This is a genomic window from Sulfurimonas hydrogeniphila, from assembly GCF_009068765.1.
In the GTDB taxonomy this organism is placed as follows: domain Bacteria; phylum Campylobacterota; class Campylobacteria; order Campylobacterales; family Sulfurimonadaceae; genus Sulfurimonas; species Sulfurimonas hydrogeniphila.
In genome coordinates, this window is the sequence record NZ_CP035534.1 from 35,439 (window position 1) to 59,850 (window position 24,412).

Genomic DNA, 24,412 nt, shown 5'->3' on the forward strand with positions numbered 1-24,412 from the left:
CCTTGCCTTTTAGGCTTTTAAGCCAATTAGCCCAGACTGAAGTCTGGGTTCCGAAGAGTTTGTTGACTTTAACAATTGATATTACTCAACTCTTAACTGATATAAGATCAGATATAAATACATCAGTCAGATGTCTTTATATCTGATCTTGTCTAGGTGGCTATAGAGAGAGGGAAACGCCTGGCCCCATTCCGAACCCAGAAGCTAAGCCTCTCATCGCTGATAATACTGCAGGTTTCACTTGTGGGAATGTAGGTCGCTGCCTAGTTGATCAGATTTTTCTTCCTAACTTTCAATCATTTACAAAATTTTCTCTGCTATATTTCTATTTACTTTATTTTTACATTTCTTTTGTACAATACATATATATTTTAATATGTGATAAAAATGTTACAAATATACACATTGTTATTTTTTTATCACATATCTACATTTTCATCTTTTTTATCATATAGTGATATTTACTATTAATACAGCTGATATTTTCTCTATTTCTTCCATTTTTATAATATTTTATTATGTTCCTCAGTGATTTTTGTTATACAATGAACTATAATGATTTAATCTATAAGTTTTTATGATACCTATGTTTCTCTTCTTAAGATGCAATTAATTTTTTATCCCATATAATACTTTCAGTCGAAATAGCTTTGGCTATCTCAAAAATTTGACATACTCTTAAGGAGAGAAAATGAAAAAAACAATTAAATTAGCAGTAGTAGCTGCATTAGCTTTAGGTGCAACTTCTGCATTTGCAACGAACGGTGCAGCATTAATAGGTACGGGTGCAAAATCTCGTGGTATGGCAGGAACGAGTATTGGTATAAGCCATGGTGCAGAATCTGCTCTTTCAAATCCTGCTTTAATTACTTCTGTGAAAGGAACTGAGATTTCTTTCGGTGGTACAATTTTTATGCCACATGTAAAAAATGAAAATAATATTGGTTTTGGAGCTTCATCATTTGACAGTGATGCTAATTTAAATGTTATACCTGAAGTTTCTTTGGCAACTAAAATCAACGATAATTTTTATGTTGGTATTGGTATGTGGGGAACTGGCGGTATGGGTGTTGACTATCGTGATGCCAACTCTGTATTAGCAGGTGGTACTCAAATGCAAATGGTTACCAATCTTCAATTAATGCAGTTTGGTGTGCCATTGGCATATACTACAAATGGTTTTAGTGTAGCTGTTACACCAATTTTGCAATATGGTTCTTTGGATATTAATTATGAGTATCCAGGTAGCCCTAATCCTTTAGATCCAAATGCTGCGGGAGATACAATCGGAATGGGTGTTGCTCAAGATTTAAAATTTGGTTACAACATAGGTTTAGCTTATACGATGTCTGGTTTTACAGTTGGAGCAATTTATAAATCTAGAATTGATATGGAATATAAAGGGTTTGATACAGTTGTTAGTCCTTTTACTGCAACTGGATATAATAACAATAAACTTTCCACACCAGCTGAGATTGGTATAGGTGCAAGTTATAATATGGGCGAGCATACTGTAGCTGTTGATTATAAGCAAATTAAATGGTCTGATGCGAAAGGATATAAAGATTTTGAATGGGATGATCAAAATGTAATTGCTTTAGGTTATGAGTATAATACAAAAGGTTGGGCAGTGCGTTTAGGTTATAATTATGCTTCAAGTCCTATTAGCGAAAAAACTGTTGTGAATCCTGCAACTGATATTCCAAATAGTGCTGGATTACAGCCAGGTACAGTCAATACTTTTAATCTTCTTGGTTTTCCAGGTATTGTTGAATCTCACTATGCAATTGGTGCTTCTTATGATATAAGTAATAAAGCATCAGTAGATGTAGCATATACATATGCACCTGAAGTTACAAATACTTATAAAAACTTTGCAGCTCAAGATATTACAACAAAACACTCTCAAGATGGTGTAAGTGTACAACTGAACTATAACTTCTAGAAAAAGAAAATTAACAGTTCTCTTTTCACATCGCCTTTTGGCGGTGTTCTTTTCTTCTTTCTATTATTTTAATCTTATTTTCTGATCTGTTAGCATAATTCCTGACTTCCGCGATAACTTTTTAAATAAAACTTAACCTCGTAAAATAGGTACTTTCAGAGGATAAAAAGGCACGATTTGTGTGCCTCGGGAATATATTCATAGAATTTGTTATCATTTTATATGGGATTAAAAGTCAGAAAAAAGAAAAATAGCAGTGGAAGTATCAGTATTCATATTGTTGACAGAAGCAATCGAGGCTATAAAGTAGTTGAAACTTTGGGTAGCAGTAAAGATCCAGATGAGATTGAGCAACTTTACCAAAAAGCACTGGGGCGTATTGATGAACTTGAGTATAATCTTTTCTATTTTTTACAAACTAACAGTAAAAAAGAGTTGTTAAAAAAGCTGCTTGCAGAATATACAACACAAGATTTTATACCTATTGGTGATGAGTTAATATTTGGGAGATTGTTTGATGATATAGGGTGTAATAAAGTTTTTGAAAAGTTACAAACAACATCCATTCGTAAAGTTTCAGAAAAACAGTTTTTATTTCGCTCATTGGTAATATCAAGAATACTCTACCCCGGCAGCAAATTGGAGCTGATACACTATTTGGACTACTTCAAACATCAAGAGATGACAACAGATACAATTTATCGCTTCTTGGATACTATCTATCAAGAGGAGATAAAGACACAAATATAGCAATGTGTATTTGAACACACCCAAAAGGTGATGTCAGGAACTATCACTGTAACTTTCTATGATGTAACAACACTCTACTTTGAAAGTGAGAGTGAAGATGATTTAAGAAGAATCGGTTTTTCCAAAGAGGGAAAACTTGCCCGTCCCCAAATACTCCTTGGTCTTTTTACAACTCTAGAAGGGTATCCACTGAGCTTTGAAATATACGAGGGAAATAAATATGAAGGGCATACCCTTATAGATATACTTCAAAAGTTTCAAACACGGTTTCAACTCAAAGAAAAACCGATAGTAGTTGCTGATAGAGGGATGCTCACCCATGCAAATATTGCTTTTTTAGAGAATAACGGTTATAAATATATCCTTGCCTATAAAATCAAAAATATTGACAATGTACTCAAAGAGCAAATTGCAAATTTGACATTTATTGATGATGGGGCTATCCATACCATTGATATAGATAAAACGATAAATTATATAGATGAATTTGGCAATAAACAGCAACTCCCTATCAGACAGAAACTGATTCTTACCTACTCCTCCAAAAGAGCTAAAAAAGATAAAAGAACAAGAGAAAAAGCGTTAGAAAAAATCAAACAGAGGTTATCTGATAAAAATATCACCAAAAGCGATCTAAAGCTCTCCTACTATGCAAAATATTTGGATATAGATGAGAAGTGCAGTATTAAATACAAACTCAATCCTCAAAAAATTATTCAAGATGAAAAGCTTGATGGAATCAAAGGGTTTGCAACAAATGATTTTTCACTCAATGCCAATGATGTTATAGCACATTATCAGAATCAGTATGATGTTGAGAGAGCTTTTAGAATCTCAAAAACAGATTTACGCATTCGGCCAATATACCATCGCGTTGAGGAGAGAATAAAAGCACATGTGCTTATTTCGTTTGTATCATATGCAGTTTACAAAGAGTTTGAAAGAAGATTAAAGTTGCATGATGTCAGATTTAAGTTCTCGCAGAAATTACTAAGAAAAATTATTGAACATATTACAGCTTTAAAAATTGATGATGAATTACTGCCTATAAATCCATCACCGATTCAGAAGCAAATCCTTGATATTTTTGAAAATTGAAAATGTGTGCCTTATCGCGGAAGTCAGGAATTTTTTGAGATTACTACCCAATATATAACTTTAATTCCATTAAAAACTCAACGACTTCTCGGAATTTATATTTTAGTATGGACTGAAAAGTGACAGAAAAAAGTTGCAGCAGTCGGCACTTATGTGCCGATTCCGAAGGATGTAGAGTTTCTTTGATATATATAATATCTAATTTTAATAAAAAAAGCTATACAAGCTTGGCTTCGCGTTTGCCCTCTTTTATCTCTCCAATCAGGTAAGATCCCTCGGCAGATGCCAAGACTTTCTCAACATTCGCTTCTTCAACGACAAGTATCATGCCTACACCCATATTGAATGCTCTAAACATCTCATCACGATCTACATGCTCGCTCATAAGTTCAAAGATAGGAAGAACCCTGATAGCATCTTCTTTTACTTCTGCCATTAAGTTTTCAGGCAGTACACGTGGAAGATTTTCTACAATGCCTCCGCCTGTAATATGTGCCATAGCTACTATCTCGTTTTTAAGTGCTTTGAATGTTTTCACATAGATGTTTGTCGGCTCTAAAAGTGTCTCTATCAGCGGTTTACCGTTGAAATCATCATTGAAATCTAAGTTCATTTTTTCAAAGAGCACTTTTCTTGCAAGAGAAAAACCGTTTGAATGCAGTCCGGAACTTGGAAGTGCTATAAGTTTGTGTCCTGCACGAACCAAGCTTACTCTGTCCATTTCAGATTTTTCTGCAACACCGACTGCAAAACCGGCAAGGTCATAGTCATCTTCGGAGTACATTCCCGGCATTTCAGCTGTTTCTCCTCCAATAAGTGCACATTCACTGCGGATACATCCCTCTGCTATGCCTGCAACGACATTGGTTGCTACATTTACATCGAGTTTTCCGGTTGCATAGTAATCAAGAAAGAAACTCGGAGTTCCAAAGTTACAGATTAAATCATTGACACACATTGCAACCAAATCAATACCTACGGTATTGTGAATACCGCTGTCAATGGCAAGTTTGAGTTTTGTGCCGACACCGTCGGTTGCCGCAAGCATGACAGGCTCTTTAAAACCTTTTGGCAATTCAAAGGCACCGGCAAATGAGCCGATGCCTCCAAGGACTCCTGGAACTTTTGTACTTTTGACAAGAGGTTTTATATTTTCTACAAAACTGTTTCCTGCATCTATATCTACACCCGCGTCTTTATACGAAATTTGACTCATTATTTTGACTCCGAATCTTGTGGTAAATCACATTTTTTTGAAATGATACAAAGTGGACAGAAGTTAGTCAAGCCCGCAATGAGAGGAATAAGTCCAAGATAGAACCATACTATGCCTGTGATTAAGCCTGCAATAATGAGAGCAAGACCAAGTGCAATGCGAAACACTCTGCAAAACTTTCTAATTTTGTTATAATCCATTTTATACCTTTAAGTTTTTATAAATATTATGTAATTATAGCGATATTAAGTAAAATTAATCCAAATATGCTAAAATCGCTTTTAATTAATCTACGGGCAAAGCCCATAACAGGAATTTAAGAATGAAAGATTTTATATATAACGAAATGATGGTGCATGTGCCATTGTGTACACATAAAGAGCCAAACAATGTTTTAATCATCAGTTCAAACTCGGCAGGCTTTGTGCAAGAGATACAAAAATATAAATATGATGATATTAATTGTGATGTAATTTCAGCAGATATAAATTTGCTCCGTGAGGTTGCCGATGACAAATATGATGTAGTGATCTCAGAACTTGAGACAGATGCTGCAGTTTTAGCGCATTTTAATCGTGTGTTAAACGAAGAGGGACTTTTGGTAACAGCGCACCCTTCTTTGGATGATGTACCTGAAAACAAAAGAATTATGCAAATTTTAGGCAAATATGCAAAAATCATTATGCCATATAACTTAGGTAATGGAAAAACAGCTCTTTTGGCATCAAAAGAGTATCATCCAACAGCAGATATAATTTTACAAAGAACAGATCTTCTTGACGGTTTAGAATATTACAACTGTGATATTCATCCTGCTGCTTTTGCTACCGGAAACAATGTGAGAAAAGAGTATCTGGGCATTATTAAAAACTAATGGCTTATGAGTATGCTATTGCACTGACAGGCGGTATTGCTACTGGAAAAAGTACAGTAGCCTCACTGTTGGCACTGAACGGAATGCGGGTTATTGATGCAGATACGATTTCACATGAAATTCTCGATGACTCTGTAGAATGGGTGATAGAAACTTTTGGAAGTAAGTATGTAAACGGTACAAAAGTAGACAGAACAAAGTTAGGAAGTTATATTTTTTCTCATCCTGCCGCGAAAAAAACACTTGAAGCGTATCTGCATCCTAAAATACAGGCTGAAATAGAAAAACGCAGTGAAAAGCAGGATAAATTTCAATTCCCCTATCTTATAGATATCCCGCTTTTTTTTGAAAATTCCAATTATGATATAAAAGAGAGTGTTGTAGTCTATACTCCTGAAGATATTCAACTTGAGCGTTTTATGAAACGTAACGGTTACTCAGAAGAGGAGTCTTTGAAGCGAATTGCTTCACAAATGCCGATTGATAAGAAAAAAAACAAAGCGACCTGGATTATAGACAATTCAAAAAATCTCAAACATCTGCAAAATGAGGTAGAGCAATTTGTAGAGAAGATAAAGGAGATATACAAAAAATGAAAATAAGCAAATACAGTGCAAACGGAAATGATTTTGTAATATTTCATGATGATAAAAAACAAGAGCGCAACGAGCTTGCAAAAGTCTTATGCCATCGTCAAGAGGGCATCGGAGCAGACGGACTGATAGTCATCGTGCCTCATGAAAAGTATGATTTTGAATGGGAGTTTTATAATTCTGACGGAAGTCATGCGGATATGTGCGGAAATGGCAGTCGGGCATGTGCCCATTATGCGTACAATCATAACCTTGCACCTGCAAAAATGCAGTTTATGACAGGAGCCGGTGTTATTGGCGCAGAAGTCGAAGAAAATACTCCCAAAAATGCTATGGTGACAAGCGAACTGACAGCTCCTGAGATTCTTGAAACCGGTATAGAATTTGGCGGACACTCTTGGTGGCTGATAAATACAGGTGTGCCGCATTTGGTACGATATACCGACTCTATAGAAGATTTTGACACAGAAGAGGCAAGAGAACTTCGCTATGTTTATAATGCAAATGTCAATATTATGCATGTAGAAAGCGGCAATTTGAGAGTCCGTACTTATGAACGCGGTGTGGAAGATGAAACATTGGCCTGTGGGACAGGAATGGCTGCCTGCTTTTACAGAGCTTACAAAGAGGGCAAAGTCAAAAACAATATTGAGGTTTATCCGACAAGTGGCGATACACTCTATTTGGGTGTAAATGAAAAAACGATTACTTTTAAGGGGCGTGTGAAAAAAACTTTTGAAACAGAGTGGGAAGTTTAGATTGCTAGGTTACATGTAAAGCTTATAAGCTTGAGGCTTTAGCATAGAACGTACGGGTTCCGAGGGAGCGTTGAGCCTAACCTGTACATTTTTAGGAATCGGTACTTCAGTGCCGACTGCTGCAACTTTTCTGCCACTTTCAGCCCAGACTGAAGTTTGGGTTCTGAAAAAGTCGATGAAACTTAACGGAATAAGCATTGAATTCTGGGTTTCAGTACCTGCATCGGCTTTACATGTAAGCTTGTAAAGCTATTTGCAAGCTTTGTTAACGAAGTTAAAGCAAAGCCCTTTAGAGCCCTGCAGCCTCTACGATTTTTGCCTGATGGTCTGCAATAAGCGGCTCGATGATTTCATCAAGCAGTCCGCCGCTCATAATTTCATTGAGTCTGTAAAGTGTCAAGTTGATTCTGTGATCACTGATACGGTTCTGCGGATAGTTATATGTTCTGATTCTTCCGCTTCTGTCACCGGTACCTACCTGTGCGGCACGTTGTGCAGCATCTTCGGCTTGCGCTTCTTGCATCTCAAGGTCATAAAGTCTGGCTTTGAGTACTTTCATTGCTTTTTCTCTGTTTTTATGCTGTGATTTCTGATCCTGATTAGTGACAACCAGACCTGTAGGCAGGTGAGTAATGCGAACAGCCGAGTCGGTAGTGTTGACAGACTGTCCTCCACAACCTGATGAGCGCATCACATCTATTTTTAAATCATTTTCGTTAATTTCAATTTCAACATCATCAACCTCAGGCATAACTGCAACTGTGATTGCAGAGGTGTGTACCCGGCCCTGACTTTCTGTCTGAGGCACGCGTTGCACCCTGTGTGTACCGCCTTCGTATTTCAACCTGCTGTAAACCTGTTCCCCTTTTATAAGTGCTATAACCTCTTTGTATCCGCCTGCATCTGAAGGAGAACTGCTTAAAAGTTCTATTTTCCAGCCTTTTAAATCTGCATAGCGTGTATAGGCATCAAACAGGTCTCCGACAAAGATTGCCGCTTCATCTCCACCGGCACCGGCACGAAGCTCTACAATGATATTTCTGTCATCATTGGGATCTTTTGGAAGAAGGAGCATTTTTATTTCTTCTTCCAAAACGGAAACCTGAGGTTCAAGTTCTTTAAGCTCTTCTTTTGCCATATCACCCATTTCCGGGTCTGAGAGCATCTCTTTTGAGTCACTGATTTCTTCTAAAAGTGCTTTGTACTCTTTTGTCTTTTCAACGATCGGTAAAAGGGAAGACTGTTCTTTGGAAAGTTCTGTCATCCGTTTGATGTCAGAGGTGATGTCAGGTGAACTTAGCAATTCGCTAAGTTCGTTATAGCGGTTGATAAACGGTGTAAGTTTATCTGCTAACATTTGTTGCTAGCCTTATATTGCGTTTACAGATTTGTGTAGACGGCTTACTTTTCTTGCAGCAGTCTCTTTTTTCAAGATACCTTTGCTTACAAATTTGTGAATTTGCTGGTTTGCAACTTTAAATGCTGCCTGTGCTTCTTCTTTGTTACCAGCTTCAACTGCTGAACTAACTGCTTTTACGATATTTTTAAGACGAGTTCTATAGAAACGATTACGTTCGGTACGAACGAGTGTCTGGCGAATTCTCTTAATTGATGACTTGTGATTTGCCATTTAATGAGTCCTTTTTGGAATTTAAGTGCGAAATATTACCTTAAAAATAATTAAAATTAAGTTAAAGGGTGGTAAAATACTTGAAATTGTCCTGAATGTTTACTTTCAAGCTTCAAAAAAAGAGAGCGAATGCTCCTTTTGGTCTGAGTCTCTTTTTTTAAATCTTGCAAGTAAACCGGCAAATCGAATATTTTGAGTGGAGTGAATATGAAATTATTTGGCACAGACGGCGTACGAGGCGAGGCAGGTTCTTTTTTAAGTGCTCCGGTTGCTATGAAGGTTGCTATGGCTGCGGGGATTTATTTGAAATCGTCGGCAGTTACAAATAAAATACTTGTAGGAAAAGATACACGCAGAAGCGGCTACATGATAGAGAATGCTATTGTAAGCGGATTGACGGCTATTGGGTATGATGTCATTCAGGTTGGTCCTATGCCTACACCGGCCATAGCATACATTACAGAAAATATGCGCTGTGATGCGGGGATTATGATTTCTGCTTCACATAATTCTTATGAAGATAACGGGATTAAGTTTTTTAACGCCCACGGGGATAAATTTTCCAGTGAGACAGAAAAAGAGATAGAAAATATATATTTTAACGATGCACTTCTTAATAACTCCCAGGTTACAGGCAAGGCAATAGGAAAAGCAAAACGTATTGATGATGTGATAGGGCGATATATAGTACAGCTTAAGAACTCTTTTCCTGTGCATATGACACTGCAGGGAATGCGTATAGTGCTTGACACGGCAAACGGTGCAGCTTATAAAGTAGGCCCGACTGTTTTGGAAGAACTTGGTGCCGAAGTGATTGTACTGCATGACAAACCAAACGGTTTCAACATTAACGAAGACTGCGGTGCTTTGCATACAAAAGATTTATGCAAGAGTGTTGTCAGATATAGAGCCGATCTGGGAATAGCACTTGACGGTGATGCTGACAGACTTGTTGTTGTAGATGAAACTGGAGAAGCAGTAGATGGTGACCATCTTCTGGGTGCACTTGGCGTTTACCTACATAAGCAAAACAAGCTCAAAGGCGGAGGAATCGTAACGACTGTCATGAGTAATCAGGGGCTTGAAGATTACATGTCAGAAAATGGTTTGAAACTTTTTCGATCAGATGTCGGAGACAAACATGTTTTGGCAATTATGAAAAAGCAGGACATTAACTTTGGCGGGGAACAAAGCGGGCATATTATATTTAGTGATTTTGCAAAAACCGGTGACGGGCTTGTAGCAACACTTCAGCTACTTGCCTTATTGAATGATAAAAAGAAAAAAGCTTCAGAGCTTTTACGACCATTTCCTTTATATCCGCAAAAACTTGTGAACTTACATGTAAAGAAAAAAAAGCCTTTAAGTGAAATTGCTTCTCTGGATGAAAAGTTGCATGCTTTAGAGAAGAAAGGAATACGGCATTTGATCCGCTACTCAGGGACAGAAAACAAACTGCGTGTTCTTTTGGAGTGTAAAGAAGCTGATATCATGAATGAAAAAATGAATGAAATCGTAGAATTCTTTAAAAAAGCGCTCAATGAATAACAGTAATAAAATGTTACGCCTCTTGGCGATATTGCTCTTTAGTATCGCAGGTGTATTTATCATCGATCAAAATATTAAAAGTCTCTTTGTTGAGGGCTTTCGTTATTATACAGAGTGTATAGATCTGATACTTGTTTACAACAAGGGTGTGGCTTTTTCAATGTTTGCATTTTTGAATGAGTATTTAAAGTATATTCAGCTTTTGCTTGTAAGTGGTGTTTTGATATATGTACTGTACCTCAAAAAGCTATGTTATGCTTTACCAGTGGGAATACTTCTTGGAGGGGCGTTTTCCAATATTTATGACAGGTTTGTTCATGAGGGCGTTGTAGATATGGTCTACTGGCATTGCGGATTTGATTTTGCTGTTTTTAATTTTGCAGATGTGATGATAGATTTTGCCGTTTTATGGCTGCTTATTTTAAATTTCAAACCAAATTTATGCAAAAATTAATCGCAAAAAAAGCACATTTTTGGTATGATTGTCCAAAATAATGGTGTATACAATACAGATAAAAGGAAATTGATGGAAATCAAAGCAAACAAAATTAATGGTGCAAATGCTCAAATTGAAGCAACAATCTCAAGAGATGAGGTGAATGAAAAGATAGAAAAAATTGCGAAACAACTCTCTAAAACTGCGAATGTTCAAGGTTTCCGTAAAGGGAAAGTTCCTGTTGCTATTATCAAAAAGCAATATGGTGAAAAACTTGTTGAAGATGCTGAAGCAGAAGCACTTCGTGAAGTTCTTGCAAAAGGCTTGACAGAGTTAAACATTGACAGTGCATCTTTGATTGGTGAGCCGACTATTTCTAAATTTGAGAAAAGTGATGATAAAATAGAGGTAGCCGTAAAAATAGCTATGCGTCCTGAAATAAATTTAGAGAATGTAAAATCTTTTGTTCCTGATTTTGAAAAACCTGAAGTGACAGATGAAGAGGTTGAAGAGAGAATTAAGGAAATCGCTGAAAATCAAGCGCCTTTGGTTGACATCAAGCGTAACCGCAAAATGAAAGAGGGTGATACTGCTGTTATTGACTTTGAAGGTTTTATAGACGGAAAAGCTTTTGAAGGCGGTGCTGCAGAGAATTTTGAGCTTAAACTTGGTTCGGGACAGTTTATCCCAGGATTTGAAGATCAGTTGATTGGCGTAAAAAGAGATGAAGAAGTTACAATCAATGTGACTTTTCCTGAAAACTACGGTTCAGACACACTTGCAGGAAAAGATGCCGAATTTAAAGTAAAAGTAAACGGTATTAAAGTAAAAGACGAGGTTGTTATAGACGATGAGCTTGCAAAAAAACTGCTTCCTGGTGAAGAAGATGCAACTTTGGAAAAACTTAAAGAAGAAGTAAAAAAAGCACTTGAGCAGGAAAAACTTGCAAAACTCTACAATGAAGAGCTAAAACCGAAACTTTTAGAGACGCTGGTTGAAAAAATTGATTTTGATTTACCGGAGTTTGTCGTAGATCAGGAAATTGATATGGCTGTTAACAAAAAAGCATCGCAAATGAGTGAAGATGAAATCAAAGAGCTTAAAGAAAACCCTGAAAAGCTAGAAGAACTTCGTGAAAGCTTTCGCGATGATGCAGTAAAAAGTGTAAAAGCTACATTTATTATAGATGCCTTAGCGCAAGAGATGGGTATAAAAGTAGAAGAGCAGGAAGTGATGCAGACTATCTACTATGAAGCAATGCAAATGGGTCAAGATCCGCAAAAGGCATATGAGCATTATAAAGAGGCAGGGTATCTTCCGGCAATTCAAATGTCAATGGTAGAAGACAAAGTGTTAACTGCTCTCTTGAATGAAAAGTCAGAAGCGTAAGCCATGAGCTATATTCCTTATGTAGTGGAAAAAACAGGACGCGGTGAGCGTTCTTATGATATTTTTTCCCGTCTTTTAAAAGACAGAATTGTGATGCTCAGCGGAGAGGTAAATGATGCTGTGGCATCTACTATAGTTGCACAGTTTTTGTTTCTTGAAGCAGAAGATCCTGAAAAAGATATCTATTTTTATATTAACTCTCCCGGCGGAGTTGTAACTGCGGGAATGGCTATTTTTGATACGATGAACTATATTCGTCCTCATGTTGCTACGATCTGTATCGGTCAGGCTGCATCCATGGGTGCATTTTTGCTTTCAAGCGGTGAAAAAGGCAAACGCTATGCATTGCCTCATGCGAGAATAATGATACATCAGCCTTTAGGCGGTGCACAGGGTCAGGCAACTGATATCGCAATTCAGGCAGAAGAGATTCTTCGCATGAAAAAAGAACTCAATGCAATATTGGCAGAAAATACCGGGCAAAGCATTGAAACAGTTGAAAAAGATACAGATCGTGACAACTTTATGAGTGCTGCAGAAGCAAAAGATTATGGCATGATTGATGAAGTGTTAGTTAAGAACGACAAAGAGTAGGGAGAAAATATGGCAGGTGGATTAAAATCAAAAGTACAGAAAAACTCTAATGCAAAGACAACTGTCATAAAAAAACTGGATCTAGAGAGTTCTTCGAGTGATATTGAAATTTATGCAAAAGAGGTTTTAAATGCACTTATTGCAGACAATTTACCGCCTACTCCCAATAACTTTTCACTCTATTTTGACAGACTTTTGGAAGATAAAAGCGAAAATCTTCGGAAACAGATACACTCTATTTTGGAACTTGAAGAGAACAATGATGATGAAAATACTATTGTTTTGGAACAAAATCTTAAACAGGGATTTAGTTCCATCAAGCATATTCTTACGGTAACAGCCAACCTGTACAAAAATATGTCTTTAATGATAAAAATTTTAGAAAAAAGAAAAAAAGAGCTCAGTAATGTACCTAGTGAAAAAGAGGCTGTGAATATAATCGGTATTTTAGAGGGGGATGTTTCCAAACTGAATTCTATTTTGAAAACACAAAGCTCTCAAATGAAAACAATCTATGATGATACAGCTAAAATTGTTAAAAATGTTGAGAATGAGACAATATTTGACAATCAATTCGGAGTCTATAACAAACGTTATCTGCTTACAAAAATTGAGCAGGAAATTGGGCTTATTAAAGAGTTTAATCATAAAAGTTCTCTTATTATGATAGAACTTTCTCGTGAGCTCAAGAAAAGCGTCAACAATGATAAGGCGGTTTTACTGATGACCAGAACAATTGCAAGACTGCTTTTAAAAACTTCAAGACGAAGCGACATTGTGGCACATTATGGGAATGGCGTCTTTGCAATGCTGCTGAAGCATACAGATATAGAGAGTGCCCAAAAGGCAAGTGAGCGACTAAGTGATTTGGTTTCAAACTCTAATTTCTTTTTGGCAGACAGAGAAATTCATCTAAAAATTTCTATCGGTGTGACAGATGTAAATCCTGAAAATTCTGTTGAAGAGATTGTAGTCAGTGCAATGGACGGTATCCAAAAAGCGTATGAAGATAAAAACAGTGATTATGCTGTCTCATTGAGATCATAAAAAGCAGGAAAATTTTTTAAGAGATGAAGTTAACTATAGTAGAATATCCGGATAAAAAACTAAGAGAAAAATCTTGCGAAGTCAAAGAGTTTGATGATTCTTTACATGAATTGCTCGATGCCATGAACCCTTTGATGATAAGCACAAACGGTATAGGCCTTGCAGCGGTTCAGGTTGGACATCCGATCCGGGCACTTATTTTAAATATTCCTGATGAAGAGGGTGAACAGCCTCCTGAAAACCTGCTTGAAATTATCAATCCGGTTATGACGCATAAAAGCGGAGAAACAACCTATCAAGAGGGTTGCTTGAGTGTTCCCCAGTTTTATGAAGATATTAAACGATATGAAAATATTATTATAAATTATCAAGACAGATACGGGAACACAAAAACACTCGAAGCAGATGGGCTTTTGGCTATAGCTATTCAGCATGAGATGGATCACCTTGAAGGTATTTTATTTATAGACAAACTCTCCTATGCAAGACGAAAAAAGTTTGAAAAAGAGTATAAAAAAATGCAAAAAGAGAAAAAAAACAACAAATAAAATGACAATTTGTCATATTATGCCTTACATGTAAAGCATTCAGCTAAGATAGAAGCAACTAGAGGAAGGTTGATTCAATGAAAAAAGTTCGCTGTGCAACATATGAGGGAATAGATGCCAAAGTCGTTGATGTGGAATCAACTTTGACGAAAGGGCTGCCGTCCTTTTCTATAGTAGGAATGGCATCGACTGCTATTACAGAATCAAAAGAGCGGGTAAAATCTGCACTCCTGAGCAATGATTTTTCTTTTCCTCCCAAGAGAATTACTTTTCTTCTGGCTCCGTCTGAACTTGCAAAATCGGGTTCACAGTTCGATTTGAGTATGGCTTTGCTCATACTTTTGAATGAGAGTGATGCAGACTTGAACGGCTGGTTTGTCTTTGGTGAACTGGGGCTGGACGGAAGTGTAAAAGAAAATATTCAGCTCTATCCTTTAATTCTTTCTTTGGCAAATCAGGGGCTTATATCGCAAGCTGTTGTGCCGTACGAATCACTGCAAAAGCTGTCAAAAATTCCAAATGTTTCATTTTACGGAGTTAAAAGTGTCAATGAGGCTGTCAGTCTTTTGAAAAATCAGGAGACTGCAACGCCAAATATAGAACAAAGTGAAATTGGCTATCCGTATTATCAGTTAGAGGGACAAAGGTATTATTATACAAAAGAGTATACAGAAGATTTTATCGATGTCAAAGGACAAGAAATTGCCAAAAGAGCGGCTTTAATAGCCGCGGCAGGGTTTCATAATATTATTTTTGAAGGCAGTCCCGGGTGCGGGAAGAGTATGATTGCAAACAGACTCCGTTATATTCTTCCGCCCATGACAGAGAGTGAAATCCTGGATGTTGCCAAGCTTGAAGTTTTAGAGGGATATGAACCGGAATTCAAACCTCACAGAACACTGAAAAATCCACATCACAGTTCTACACCGGCAAGTATTTTTGGCGGTGGCAGTCATAAGGCAAAAATAGGAGAGGTAGGGCTTGCAAACAACGGTATACTGTTTTTTGATGAATTACCGCATTTTTCAAAAGCTGTTTTGGAATCACTCAGAGAACCAATGCAGGATGCAAAAATAAGAATTTCAAGAGTCAATTCAAAGGTAGAATATCCGGCTAAGTTTTTGTTTGTAGGTGCTATGAATCCTTGCCCGTGCGGAAATTTATTAGATTCACACAAAGAGTGCAGGTGCAGTGATCTGGAAATACAAAAATACAAAAACCGTCTCTCTGAACCATTTTTAGACAGAATAGATTTAAATGTGGTGATGCAAAATGTAAATGTCAATGATTGTCCAAGTTTTTCATCAAAAGAAATGCACAAAACGGTTATTGAAGCACATATATTTTGCCAAAAACGTGGACAAAAAGTATTTAATGCACATCTGTCAGATAAAGATATGGAGAGATTTTGCAAGATGGATAATACATCCAATACAATACTTCAGACTGCCATAGAAAGGTTTGCTTTGTCATTTCGAAGTATAAAAAAAATTCAAAAAGTTGCTCGGACAATAGCAGATTTGTCTCAATCGGGTTTGATTAAAAAAGAACATATGCTTGAGGCTCTTTCATACAGAAGAAGGTAGGTTAGTAAAAGATATTTATATATCTTTTACTTTCATTCAGTTACAATGGTTGGGATTGGTATTGTATGGAGTGTGCTTAAAATGAAGAGGAGAAAAGAAATATGCATGACAGAAGAAAAAAATCAAAAATATTACCGATCTTTTTTTTATTTTTGCAGATAACTGCATTTTTCTTTGCAAGCTGTTTCTTTTATCAGTTGGCAGTTATTATGGGGGTATCGGCTAATATTACAGTGCTGATTATAGCAATTGCCAGTGTATATGCCATAATAAAATTTTTTGCCAGGTATTTTGAAATTAAAAATCGGATAAAATATATGGACTATGAATATTTCGGAAAAAAAGAGAAGTGATAAAATTTGTTTTTATGTTGTGTATAAGCCCATCTCTGCTTGTTTTGAGTGATGAGCGTCTCATTATTAAAAAGAGCAAGAAGAGAGCAGCTACACATCAGCTGTCTGTAAAAGAGAAAAAAAAGAGATTTTTGATGTTGCTGGTTCCTATTATTCGTAAAGTACATAATGAACTGATGCAAAGATATAAAAGAATTGCAAAAGATATCGCGAATAAAGAAAACAGAGAAGAGATTGAGTTCTTGAAAAAAAAATATAAGGCGACAAGTGATGAGGATTTGTTGGCACGTTTGAAACCGCATCCTGTAAGCATTGTATTGGCTCAGGCTGCTATGGAAAGTTCATGGGCTACTTCGAGATTTTTCAAAGAGGCAAACAATGTTTTTGGAATGTGGAGTTCCCATTTAAATGAAAAACGTATTGCCGCAGGTAGAAAAAGAGGTGGTACACAGACGATATGGCTAAGAAAATTTGATACACTGGAAGACGCTATACGTGCCTATTTTGAGATGATTGCAACAGGAAAGGCATATCACAGGCTTCGTCAACTGCGTTTAGAGTATGATGATCCCTATAAAATAACACAGGGTCTTGATAAGTATTCTGAAATGGGAGAGGATTATATAAAGGTGTTAAACCAGGTGATTAAGTTTAATCATTTAACGAAATATGACCGCTAAAGTATTATTTTTGGGAGCTGCTGGGTTACGGAATAAATTTTATGGCAAAGAGTAAAATGATAGAGGTCTATTTAAAATAATTTTAGTTTTTTGGTTGCAGTAGTTTATTAAGCAGTGGAATAGTTGAGATGATTTTTACATCATGAAACGCCTCTGTTTACATGTGATGTCTGGGAACATGCCTATTATCTTGATTACAAAAATGAAAGAGCAAAATATCTGGATGCTTTTTGGGCACATATTAACTGGGACAATGCTTCAAAAGTATTTGCAGATAAAGAGCAGAAGAAAGAAGAAATAGGTTCCTGATTTATAAAAACACCTGTCGGCTACACATTGTAATATGTAGCCTCAGGATGGTATACAACAAGTGCCGAAGTTGACTGCTCGGGGTGTATTTGAAATGTTTCACTCAGTTCAATTCCAAACTCTTCCGGTTTTAAAAGATTAAACAAAGGACGGTTGAGCTCCAAGTCAGGGCAGGCCGCATAGCCAAAAGAGTAGCGGCTTCCCTGATATCTGTTCATGCGTACATCGGCGAGAGTGTTTCCTTCATCTTTTGCAATGTTGAGATCAAGGCGTATTTGTTTATGGGCAATTTCGGCAAGGGCTTCAGCAAGTTCAACCCCCAGTCCGTGAAACTGGTAATACTCCGTATAATCGCCTCTGTCATATATTTCGCGCTCCGCATCACTGATTTTACTGCCGGCACTCACACAGGTTAGGGCAATGACATCATGTCTGTCATTATGAAAAAAGTCACTGAGTGCGCGGTGGGGTTTTTTTCTCTGACGCGGAAAGGTAAAAACTTCTTCGGCACGTCCTATGATGTGTTCAAGCGGTTCGCGGTTGATATCTTCTTCTTTGAACCAGCCTTCGCTTTCATCAAAAATCAAAAGGGAGGTATCATCGCTTCTGCATGGCCAGTAGCCATAGAGTATGGTCGGCTCAAAAAGTTTTTCGTCTATAAAACGCTTTTTGAGTTTTTCATAGGCGGGCCATACAACTTCATCAAGCTGTTTTTGGTAGGCTTCTTTTGTCATGCCTTTTGAGGAGTAGCCCCAGCGGGATTTGAAAAGTATTTTATGGTTTATCCATTCAAAAGCCATCTCTATTTGCTGCGAGGTAAGTTTAATTTCGCGTCTGCCCCAAAACGGCGGTGTCGGTACGGGCACATCCCGTGAAGGCATTTTTATTTCAGACAACGGCGGGATAATAACCTCTTTGACTTCTTTACGCTCTATTTCAGGTGCATCAGGATGCAGATTGGTATCAAGATTACCGGCTTCTATGCGGCTCATGGCGGTGACACCGTCAAAAGCATCTTTGCAGTAAAAAATAGGGCCGTCATACGCAGGTCGGCAAAAATCATCTATAAAGGCACGTGTAAGAGCTGCACCACCCAAAAGAATCGGAATTTTAATACCTTTGTCCTGTAAAATATTTAAGTTTTCAAGCATCACCTGTGTTGATTTTACCAAAAGACCGCTCATACCGAGAGCCTGTGCATTTGATTTTTCCAATGTTTCAAGAAAGTTGTCAAGTTCTACTTTTATACCAAGATTGATGACCTTGTAGCCGTTGTTGGAGAGAATGATATCGACAAGGTTTTTGCCGACATCATGAACATCTCCTTTGACGGTTCCAAGAATAAGTGTCGTATCTGTCTCTTTTTCGATTTTTGGGAGATAGGGTTTGAGGTGATCAACCGCTTTTTTCATTGTCTCCGCCGATTGGAGCACAAAAGGGAGCTGCATCTGCCCTGAACCGAAAAGTTCGCCGACAACTTTCATGGCATCTATGAGAATCTCATTGACTATTTTTTCAGGAGCAATTTTGTGACGAGCCTCTTCCACAAGAGGAATCATTCTGTCTTTGTCCCCGTCCATCAGGAGTTTGGCTATCTTCTCTTCATCGCTCATTTTGAGATAGGCTTCATCTACCGCATCATTGTCAACTGCTTCTTTGGAGGAGAAATGTTCTATAAAAGTAAAGAGCGCTTCGCCGTTTGGTTTGCGGTTAAAAATCAAATCATCACAAATTTCCTGATCTTCTTTGGGAATCTTGTTCAGGGGAATAATATGCTTTACATTGATAATAACAGAAGTCAGTCCCGCCTCAACACAATGATGCAAAAACATAGAGTTCAAATAGGGTCTTGCATCTTTGTCCAGTCCAAAGGAGATATTTGAAAGCCCCAGGATGGCTCCGACTTCGGGATGTTTTTGTCGAAGCTGGCGAATTGCTTCAATAGTGTTAATCCCTGCATCAAAATACTCTTCATCTCCGGAACCCAAAGTAAAAGTGAGTACATCAAAAACCAGATCTTCTTTTTTGATGCCGTGACGGTTTGTTGCGAGGTCGATAATGCGCTCTGCTACTCTGATTTTGTCTTCAACAGTCTTTGCCATTCCTTTTTCATCAATCGTCAGACAGACAAGGCTCGCCCCGAATTTTTTTGCCAACTGGCAAACTGCATCAAATTTCGGTTCACCGTCTTCCAGGTTCACAGAGTTGAGAATCGGCTTGCCTCCGATATGTTTGAGGGCAGTTTCAAGCCCCTTTGTCTGGGTAGAATCGGGCATAAGCGGCAGGGCAATTTTTTGGGCATACATTGCCATGACTTCTGTCATATCTTTTGTTTCATCACGTCCCGCAAATCCGACATTGACATCAAGAACATGTGCGCCTGCACGGACCTGCTGTTGTGCAACGGAAAGCGTTCCTTCATAATCTTCTGCCAAAAGCAGTTCGCGAAAAGCTTTTGAACCGGTTGCATTGGAACGCTCTCCGACAAGCAGCGGTGCGGGTTCCTGCATAAGCGGTACGGTATTAAAGAGTGACGCGATAGAGTTTTGTTGTGAACCTGATGGCGGTTTTGGAACAACACTCGAGACCTTGTTGACAAGTGCACGGATATGTTGCGGTGTCGTTCCGCAGCATCCGCCTAAAAAGCTTACGCCGTCATACTCTAAAAATTTCTCCTGTTGTGCTACAAATTCATCAGGTCCCATCGGATAATAAGTATAGCCTCCGCGGTTTTGCGGCAGACCGGCATTGGCATGCACACTGATTGGTTTGCCCCAGAGTTCACTGAGTGTTTTGACATGTTTGAGTACCTGCTCAGGTCCTGTTCCACAGTTGAAACCAAGAGAGAGAATATCAAAAGGCTCCATAATGGTGGCAATGGTTTCGGCATCTGTTCCTATAAGCATTGTTCCGCTGAGTTCGATGGTCACAGAAACCATGATGGGGATTTCGACCTCTTTTTGTCTGCAGGCTTCCTGAATGGCATGCAAAGCAGCCTTTATCTGCAGTGGGTCCTGTGCCGTTTCAATGAGAAATACATCAACTCCTCCGTCGATAAGGGCGAGACAAAATTCAGTATAGCCTGCATACATTTCATCATACGTGATATGTCCGAGAGAAGGAAGTTTTGTTCCCGGTCCGATAGAACCAAGACAAAAACGGGGATGCTCCGGTGTTGAAAAAGCTTCACACTGTTTTTTGACAAGTTCGGCTCCGGCACGTGTCAGTTCATATGCACGGTGGCCGATGTTGTATTCATCCAAAACCCAGGAAAAAGAACCAAAGGTATTGGTTGTGATGAAATCAGCCCCGGCAGTCAGATAGGCATGAAAAATATCATTCATAATTTCAGGAGCTGTAACATTTAAGAGTTCATTGCATCCCTCATTCCCTTCCCATGCCTCTTTTGGAATTTGATCATCACGCTGCTGCAGTTGTGTACCCATTGCCCCATCGATGATAAGCGGGCGTTTTTTGATAGTTTCCAAGATGTATTGTTTTGTTGTCATATATAAAATCTTTTTATTTAAATATTTTATTATTTTAACATTATTGGATATAAAATTTGCTGTATTATCAGTCTAAATTTCACTTTTTAAGTTCGAGAAATGCTAAAATGACGAAATAATAAAAAAAAATATTGACTTTTATCGTCAAATAAGTGTATAATGACGATGAAAATCAATTATTAGAGAGGTTTAATCGTTAAATGACTATTGCCTATATCCGTCCGGATAAAAATTTTTTATCTGCACATGAACAGTTGAAATATATAAATTCTTACACAACGACTAATAATCTTGTTGTTGATGATGAATTTGTAGATTACATATCGCAAAATAAACGTTTGGAAGATCGCATAAATGTAACATCTTATTTTCAATCTAAAGAAGAAGCTATACTGCTTATATATGATGTTTGGGTTTTAACTACAAATATGGAAGATTTAATTCAAATGGTAAGTTGTTTGTTGAAAAATAAATATAAAGTGCATATTATAAAACACTCTGTTATAATTTCACAAGAGAGCAGTGCAATGTTGATTTTAGGGCTTATGGATCAACTCCGGCAAAAATTGAAAAATGATGCTAAAAGAATGATAGGGAGACCAAAAGGAAGCAGATCCAGTTCTAAGTTTGATATTTATTTAAATGAGATTATAGAGTATATAAGAGAGAAAAAAAGTGTAAGTGAAATGGCACGTCTTTTAAATGTCAGTAGAAGTTCACTAAAAGATTACATTGAATCAAGAGAGTTAAAACAGATAGCTTCGGGTTCGTTGCTGACGCATACTCAAGAAGATGCCGAAGCTCAGGTTATTAATACAATAGTATGTCCAGATTAATTTAATAGGAGAAATAGATGAGTGAAAAGAAAAAAAGTATAGAGATACCTACCCCTTGGAGAATTAAACGCTATTATGTTTATGCGTTGGCGACAATAGTAGCTTTGGTGTTGCCATGGATTAAAGTCAATGGACACCACTTCTTTTTATTGAGTTTTGACAAAATGAAACTGGACCTTGCTTTTGTGCAGTTTGATATGCAAGAGTTGTATTTGATGCCATTTTTATTGATGCTTCTTTTTATTACTATATTTGGTATGACAGTTTTAGGCGGTCGTGTTTTTTGTGGATGGGTATGTCCGCAAACTGTGTTTCGTGTCATTTATCGTGACTTGATTGAAACAAAATTATTGCATTTACGAAAACGTATCGGAAACAAGCAGCAAGAACCGGATATGTCAAAACCTGAAAACAAAGTAAAAAAAGCGATAGCTGTTATGATATGGACTGTGCTTGCATTGATTGCAGGAGCCGATTTTATGTGGTATTTTGTTCCACCGGAGACCTTTTTTCAGTATTTAAGTAATCCTGGAGAGCATTTGACGATGATTGGTTTTGTTGTAGGGATTGCAGCATTTTTGATTTATGACATTGTATTTTTAAAAGAAAATTTTTGTATTTATGTCTGTCCATATTCCCGTGTACAGTCAGTACTCTATGATGAACACACAGTTATGGCGATTTATGACTTTAACAGAGGCGGACATATCTATGACGAGCATCACCATAAAAAATTTGAAAAACAAAAAGAGTTGCAAGCAGCAGAACCAAATGCCGAATGTACGACATGTGAAAAATGTGTAACAGTCTGTCCTACTCATATTGATATACGTGAGGGACTGCAACTTGAATGTATAAACTGTCTGGAATGTGTTGATGCCTGTACAACAGTTATGGGTAAACTTGGAAAACCATCACTCGTGACATGGTCAAGTGAGTATGAGATTGCTGAGAAAAAGGGAAAAACAAAATATTTCCGTCCAAAAATCATAGCATATATGGTTTTACTTGTGGGTCTTATGTTTGCACTTGGATATATGAGTACGACAAAAGAGCATATGCTGTTAAATATCAATAAAGAGACAAGACTTTATTCTGTCAAGCATCTTGCAAATAATAAATTTGCAGTTGAAAACTCTTATGTCTTTTTATTGCAAAATACTGAGAATGAACCAATGAAGTTTTTCTTTGAAGTTATTCCTCCAAAAGGAATGGAAGGGAAAATTCAAATAGTAAAACCGTCAAAACCTTTCAGAGTGGTACCTGGTGTTAAAAAGAAAAAAATTGTAACACTTAGAACAACAGAGATGTTGGTTGATGACAAACGCAAGGATACTATTATTCCTATTACTATTCATGCATATGCTTTGGATAAAGACGGAAAGCCTAGCAAACTTATTTCTGTAATGAGACATACAATTTTCGTCTTTCCTAAAGAGAATGTCCTTTTAGACTCAAAATAAATTTAATAATAAGAAATCACACCATGGTGTGATTTCTATCAAATTCTTCGCAAATAAATAATTTGTTTTCTCCTCAGCATAAAATTTGCTATAATTCGCCTCTATTTATAAATTTATAATAAAAGGTAATAACTATGGCATTCTCAAAAGAAAATAGAAAAGGTACTGTTTCAGGTATCATCTTTGTTGCAATTTTTGCAGCTGCTGCAACATCAATAGCGCAAATTGCATTTGTCAAATCACTTGGCATCTCTCCTCTTGTTATCGGTATAGTATTAGGTATTTTTTATGCAAATACTTTACATAACCATATTCCGAGTGCCTGGGGAACCGGTATTACGTTTTCAGGCAAAAAAATTCTTCGTTTTGCAATCGTATTTTATGGTTTTCGTATAACATTTCAGCAGATTATGGATGTGGGGCTCAGTGGTTTTACCGTTTCACTGATTATGCTTTCCACGACTTTTTTACTGGGAACATATTTAGGTATAAAAGCGTTTAAGATGGATAAAGACACATCAATGCTTACAGCAGCAGGTGCCTCTGTCTGTGGTGCTGCAGCAGTTCTTGCAACAGAACCTGTTTTAAAAGCAGAAGGGTATAAAACTGCAGTAGCGGTTTCAATGGTTGTGCTCTTTGGTACAATTTCTATGTTTTTGTATCCTGTTTTGTATGCATCAATTATTGAGCCGGCAACAGGATTTTTGCATATGACTCCGGAACAGTTTGGTATCTATACGGGTGGAACTATTCATGAAGTGGCACAGGTTGTAGCCGTGCCTGCTTCTATTCCAGGTGCACCTGAAATTATGGCAAACTCTGCAGTGATTGTTAAAATGACTCGTGTTATTATGATTGCACCAATGCTTATTGTTTTGGGAATTTATTTGTCTATGCAGGCAAAAAAAGAGGGAAAATCTGGCGGTAAATTACAGCTTGTTATCCCTTGGTTTGCAGTATATTTTATAGGTATGGCCGGATTTAACTCTTTAGATTTGGTACCGCATACTATTGTTGATACTATCAATACAATTGATACTTTTCTTTTAACGATGGCAATGACAGCACTGGGTATGGGAACAATCTTTTCCAAATTCAAAGGGCTTGGTTTGGCACCGCTGTATACTGCCGGTGCGATGTTTGCATGGCTGGTTATAGGCGGTTTTGTGGTGACTAAGTTTGTAACAGCTGCTCTTTAGCAGCTGTTGCAGCTTTGGCAATGAAGCTTCTTAATATACTTATTTAAATAA

The 24,412-nt window shown here is 37.4% G+C and carries 22 protein-coding genes, 1 rRNA gene and 1 pseudogene; 19 read left to right on the top strand and 5 right to left on the bottom strand.

The window, feature by feature from the left end; all coding sequences use genetic code 11:
- The first annotated feature begins 152 nt into the window (after positions 1 to 152).
- The 3 genes and pseudogenes from rrf (at position 153) to ETP70_RS00185 (ending at position 3,793) form a co-directional block, all read left to right on the top strand.
- Positions 153 to 268, top strand: a 5S ribosomal RNA gene (gene rrf / locus ETP70_RS00170).
- A 423-nt stretch (positions 269 to 691) separates the two neighbouring features.
- Positions 692 to 1,945, top strand: coding sequence for an OmpP1/FadL family transporter (locus ETP70_RS00175; RefSeq protein WP_151899271.1), 1,254 nt, complete (start codon positions 692 to 694; stop codon positions 1,943 to 1,945).
- Positions 1,946 to 2,167: 222 nt separating this feature from the next.
- Positions 2,168 to 3,793 (top strand): annotated as a pseudogene (locus tag ETP70_RS00185) (IS1634 family transposase).
- 217 nt (positions 3,794 to 4,010) lie between these two features.
- On the opposite strand, the gene purM reads toward ETP70_RS00185, so the two are convergent.
- The gene (purM, locus tag ETP70_RS00190) at positions 4,011 to 5,009 is read right to left on the bottom strand and encodes a phosphoribosylformylglycinamidine cyclo-ligase (protein WP_151899274.1); all 999 of its coding nucleotides are present in this window, start codon (positions 5,007 to 5,009) and stop codon (positions 4,011 to 4,013) included.
- Entirely contained in the window at positions 5,009 to 5,209 is a 201-nt protein-coding gene (locus ETP70_RS00195; RefSeq protein ID WP_151899275.1) for a YgaP family membrane protein, read from the bottom strand. The genes purM and ETP70_RS00195 overlap by 1 nt, the downstream gene beginning before the upstream one ends.
- 122 nt (positions 5,210 to 5,331) lie before the next feature.
- Between ETP70_RS00195 and ETP70_RS00200 the strand changes: the two genes are divergently transcribed.
- From ETP70_RS00200 to dapF, 3 genes are read left to right on the top strand one after another with little or no spacing between them, the layout of a single operon-like run.
- The gene (locus ETP70_RS00200; protein ID WP_151899276.1) at positions 5,332 to 5,883 is read left to right on the top strand and encodes a spermine/spermidine synthase domain-containing protein; all 552 of its coding nucleotides are present in this window, start codon (positions 5,332 to 5,334) and stop codon (positions 5,881 to 5,883) included.
- Positions 5,883 to 6,479 (top strand): dephospho-CoA kinase, encoded by a 597-nt coding sequence (coaE, locus tag ETP70_RS00205; protein ID WP_151899277.1) that lies wholly within the window; start codon positions 5,883 to 5,885, stop codon positions 6,477 to 6,479. Before ETP70_RS00200 ends, coaE begins: the two co-directional genes overlap by 1 nt.
- On the top strand, positions 6,476 to 7,234 hold the full coding sequence (gene dapF, locus ETP70_RS00210) for a diaminopimelate epimerase (RefSeq protein WP_151899278.1): 759 nt from the start codon (positions 6,476 to 6,478) through the stop codon (positions 7,232 to 7,234). The genes coaE and dapF overlap by 4 nt, the downstream gene beginning before the upstream one ends.
- 289 nt (positions 7,235 to 7,523) lie before the next feature.
- Here the strand turns inward: dapF and prfA are convergent, their stop codons facing one another.
- Both prfA and rpsT read right to left on the bottom strand, forming a co-directional pair.
- Positions 7,524 to 8,591, bottom strand: coding sequence for a peptide chain release factor 1 (prfA, locus tag ETP70_RS00215; protein WP_151899279.1), 1,068 nt, complete (start codon positions 8,589 to 8,591; stop codon positions 7,524 to 7,526).
- A 12-nt stretch (positions 8,592 to 8,603) separates the two neighbouring features.
- Positions 8,604 to 8,864 carry a 30S ribosomal protein S20 gene (rpsT, locus tag ETP70_RS00220; protein WP_151899280.1) on the bottom strand — a complete coding sequence of 87 codons (261 nt, stop codon included), beginning with the start codon at positions 8,862 to 8,864 and terminating at the stop codon, positions 8,604 to 8,606.
- 207 nt (positions 8,865 to 9,071) lie between these two features.
- Between rpsT and glmM the strand changes: the two genes are divergently transcribed.
- From glmM to ETP70_RS00270, 10 genes are all read left to right on the top strand, one after another.
- Positions 9,072 to 10,412, top strand: a complete 1,341-nt coding sequence (glmM, locus tag ETP70_RS00225) for a phosphoglucosamine mutase (RefSeq protein WP_151899281.1) — start codon at positions 9,072 to 9,074, stop codon at positions 10,410 to 10,412.
- Positions 10,405 to 10,866, top strand: a complete 462-nt coding sequence (lspA, locus tag ETP70_RS00230) for a signal peptidase II (protein ID WP_151899282.1) — start codon at positions 10,405 to 10,407, stop codon at positions 10,864 to 10,866. The genes glmM and lspA overlap by 8 nt, the downstream gene beginning before the upstream one ends.
- Before the next feature lie 72 nt (positions 10,867 to 10,938).
- On the top strand, positions 10,939 to 12,237 hold the full coding sequence (gene tig / locus ETP70_RS00235; protein WP_151899283.1) for a trigger factor: 1,299 nt from the start codon (positions 10,939 to 10,941) through the stop codon (positions 12,235 to 12,237).
- A gap of 3 nt (positions 12,238 to 12,240) precedes the next feature.
- A complete protein-coding gene (clpP, locus tag ETP70_RS00240) occupies positions 12,241 to 12,831 on the top strand; it encodes an ATP-dependent Clp endopeptidase proteolytic subunit ClpP (protein ID WP_151899284.1) in 591 nt (196 codons plus the stop codon).
- 9 nt (positions 12,832 to 12,840) lie between these two features.
- Complete coding sequence (locus ETP70_RS00245) at positions 12,841 to 13,878, top strand: GGDEF domain-containing protein (RefSeq protein ID WP_151899285.1); 1,038 nt, start codon at positions 12,841 to 12,843, stop codon at positions 13,876 to 13,878.
- A 23-nt stretch (positions 13,879 to 13,901) separates the two neighbouring features.
- Positions 13,902 to 14,426, top strand: a complete 525-nt coding sequence (gene def, locus ETP70_RS00250; RefSeq protein WP_151899286.1) for a peptide deformylase — start codon at positions 13,902 to 13,904, stop codon at positions 14,424 to 14,426.
- A gap of 77 nt (positions 14,427 to 14,503) precedes the next feature.
- Entirely contained in the window at positions 14,504 to 16,012 is a 1,509-nt protein-coding gene (locus tag ETP70_RS00255) for a YifB family Mg chelatase-like AAA ATPase (RefSeq protein ID WP_151899287.1), read from the top strand.
- Positions 16,013 to 16,113: 101 nt separating this feature from the next.
- Positions 16,114 to 16,365 (top strand): hypothetical protein, encoded by a 252-nt coding sequence (locus ETP70_RS00260; protein WP_151899288.1) that lies wholly within the window; start codon positions 16,114 to 16,116, stop codon positions 16,363 to 16,365.
- A 14-nt stretch (positions 16,366 to 16,379) separates the two neighbouring features.
- Positions 16,380 to 17,045: a glucosaminidase domain-containing protein gene (locus tag ETP70_RS00265; protein ID WP_151899289.1), complete on the top strand. Its 666-nt coding sequence runs from the start codon at positions 16,380 to 16,382 to the stop codon at positions 17,043 to 17,045.
- Between the two features lie 153 nt (positions 17,046 to 17,198).
- Complete coding sequence (locus ETP70_RS00270) at positions 17,199 to 17,354, top strand: Fe-Mn family superoxide dismutase (RefSeq protein ID WP_283949348.1); 156 nt, start codon at positions 17,199 to 17,201, stop codon at positions 17,352 to 17,354.
- A gap of 20 nt (positions 17,355 to 17,374) precedes the next feature.
- On the opposite strand, the gene metH is transcribed toward ETP70_RS00270, so the two are convergent.
- Positions 17,375 to 20,863 (bottom strand): methionine synthase, encoded by a 3,489-nt coding sequence (metH, locus tag ETP70_RS00275; protein ID WP_151899290.1) that lies wholly within the window; start codon positions 20,861 to 20,863, stop codon positions 17,375 to 17,377.
- A 200-nt stretch (positions 20,864 to 21,063) separates the two neighbouring features.
- Between metH and ETP70_RS00280 the strand changes: the two genes are divergently transcribed.
- The 3 genes from ETP70_RS00280 (at position 21,064) to ETP70_RS00290 (ending at position 24,361) form a co-directional block, all read left to right on the top strand.
- Positions 21,064 to 21,699 (top strand): recombinase family protein, encoded by a 636-nt coding sequence (locus ETP70_RS00280; protein WP_151899291.1) that lies wholly within the window; start codon positions 21,064 to 21,066, stop codon positions 21,697 to 21,699.
- Positions 21,700 to 21,716: 17 nt separating this feature from the next.
- Positions 21,717 to 23,162, top strand: coding sequence for a cytochrome c oxidase accessory protein CcoG (ccoG, locus tag ETP70_RS00285; RefSeq protein ID WP_151899292.1), 1,446 nt, complete (start codon positions 21,717 to 21,719; stop codon positions 23,160 to 23,162).
- Positions 23,163 to 23,296: 134 nt separating this feature from the next.
- The gene (locus ETP70_RS00290) at positions 23,297 to 24,361 is read left to right on the top strand and encodes a YeiH family protein (protein ID WP_151899293.1); all 1,065 of its coding nucleotides are present in this window, start codon (positions 23,297 to 23,299) and stop codon (positions 24,359 to 24,361) included.
- Positions 24,362 to 24,412 lie beyond the last annotated feature (51 nt).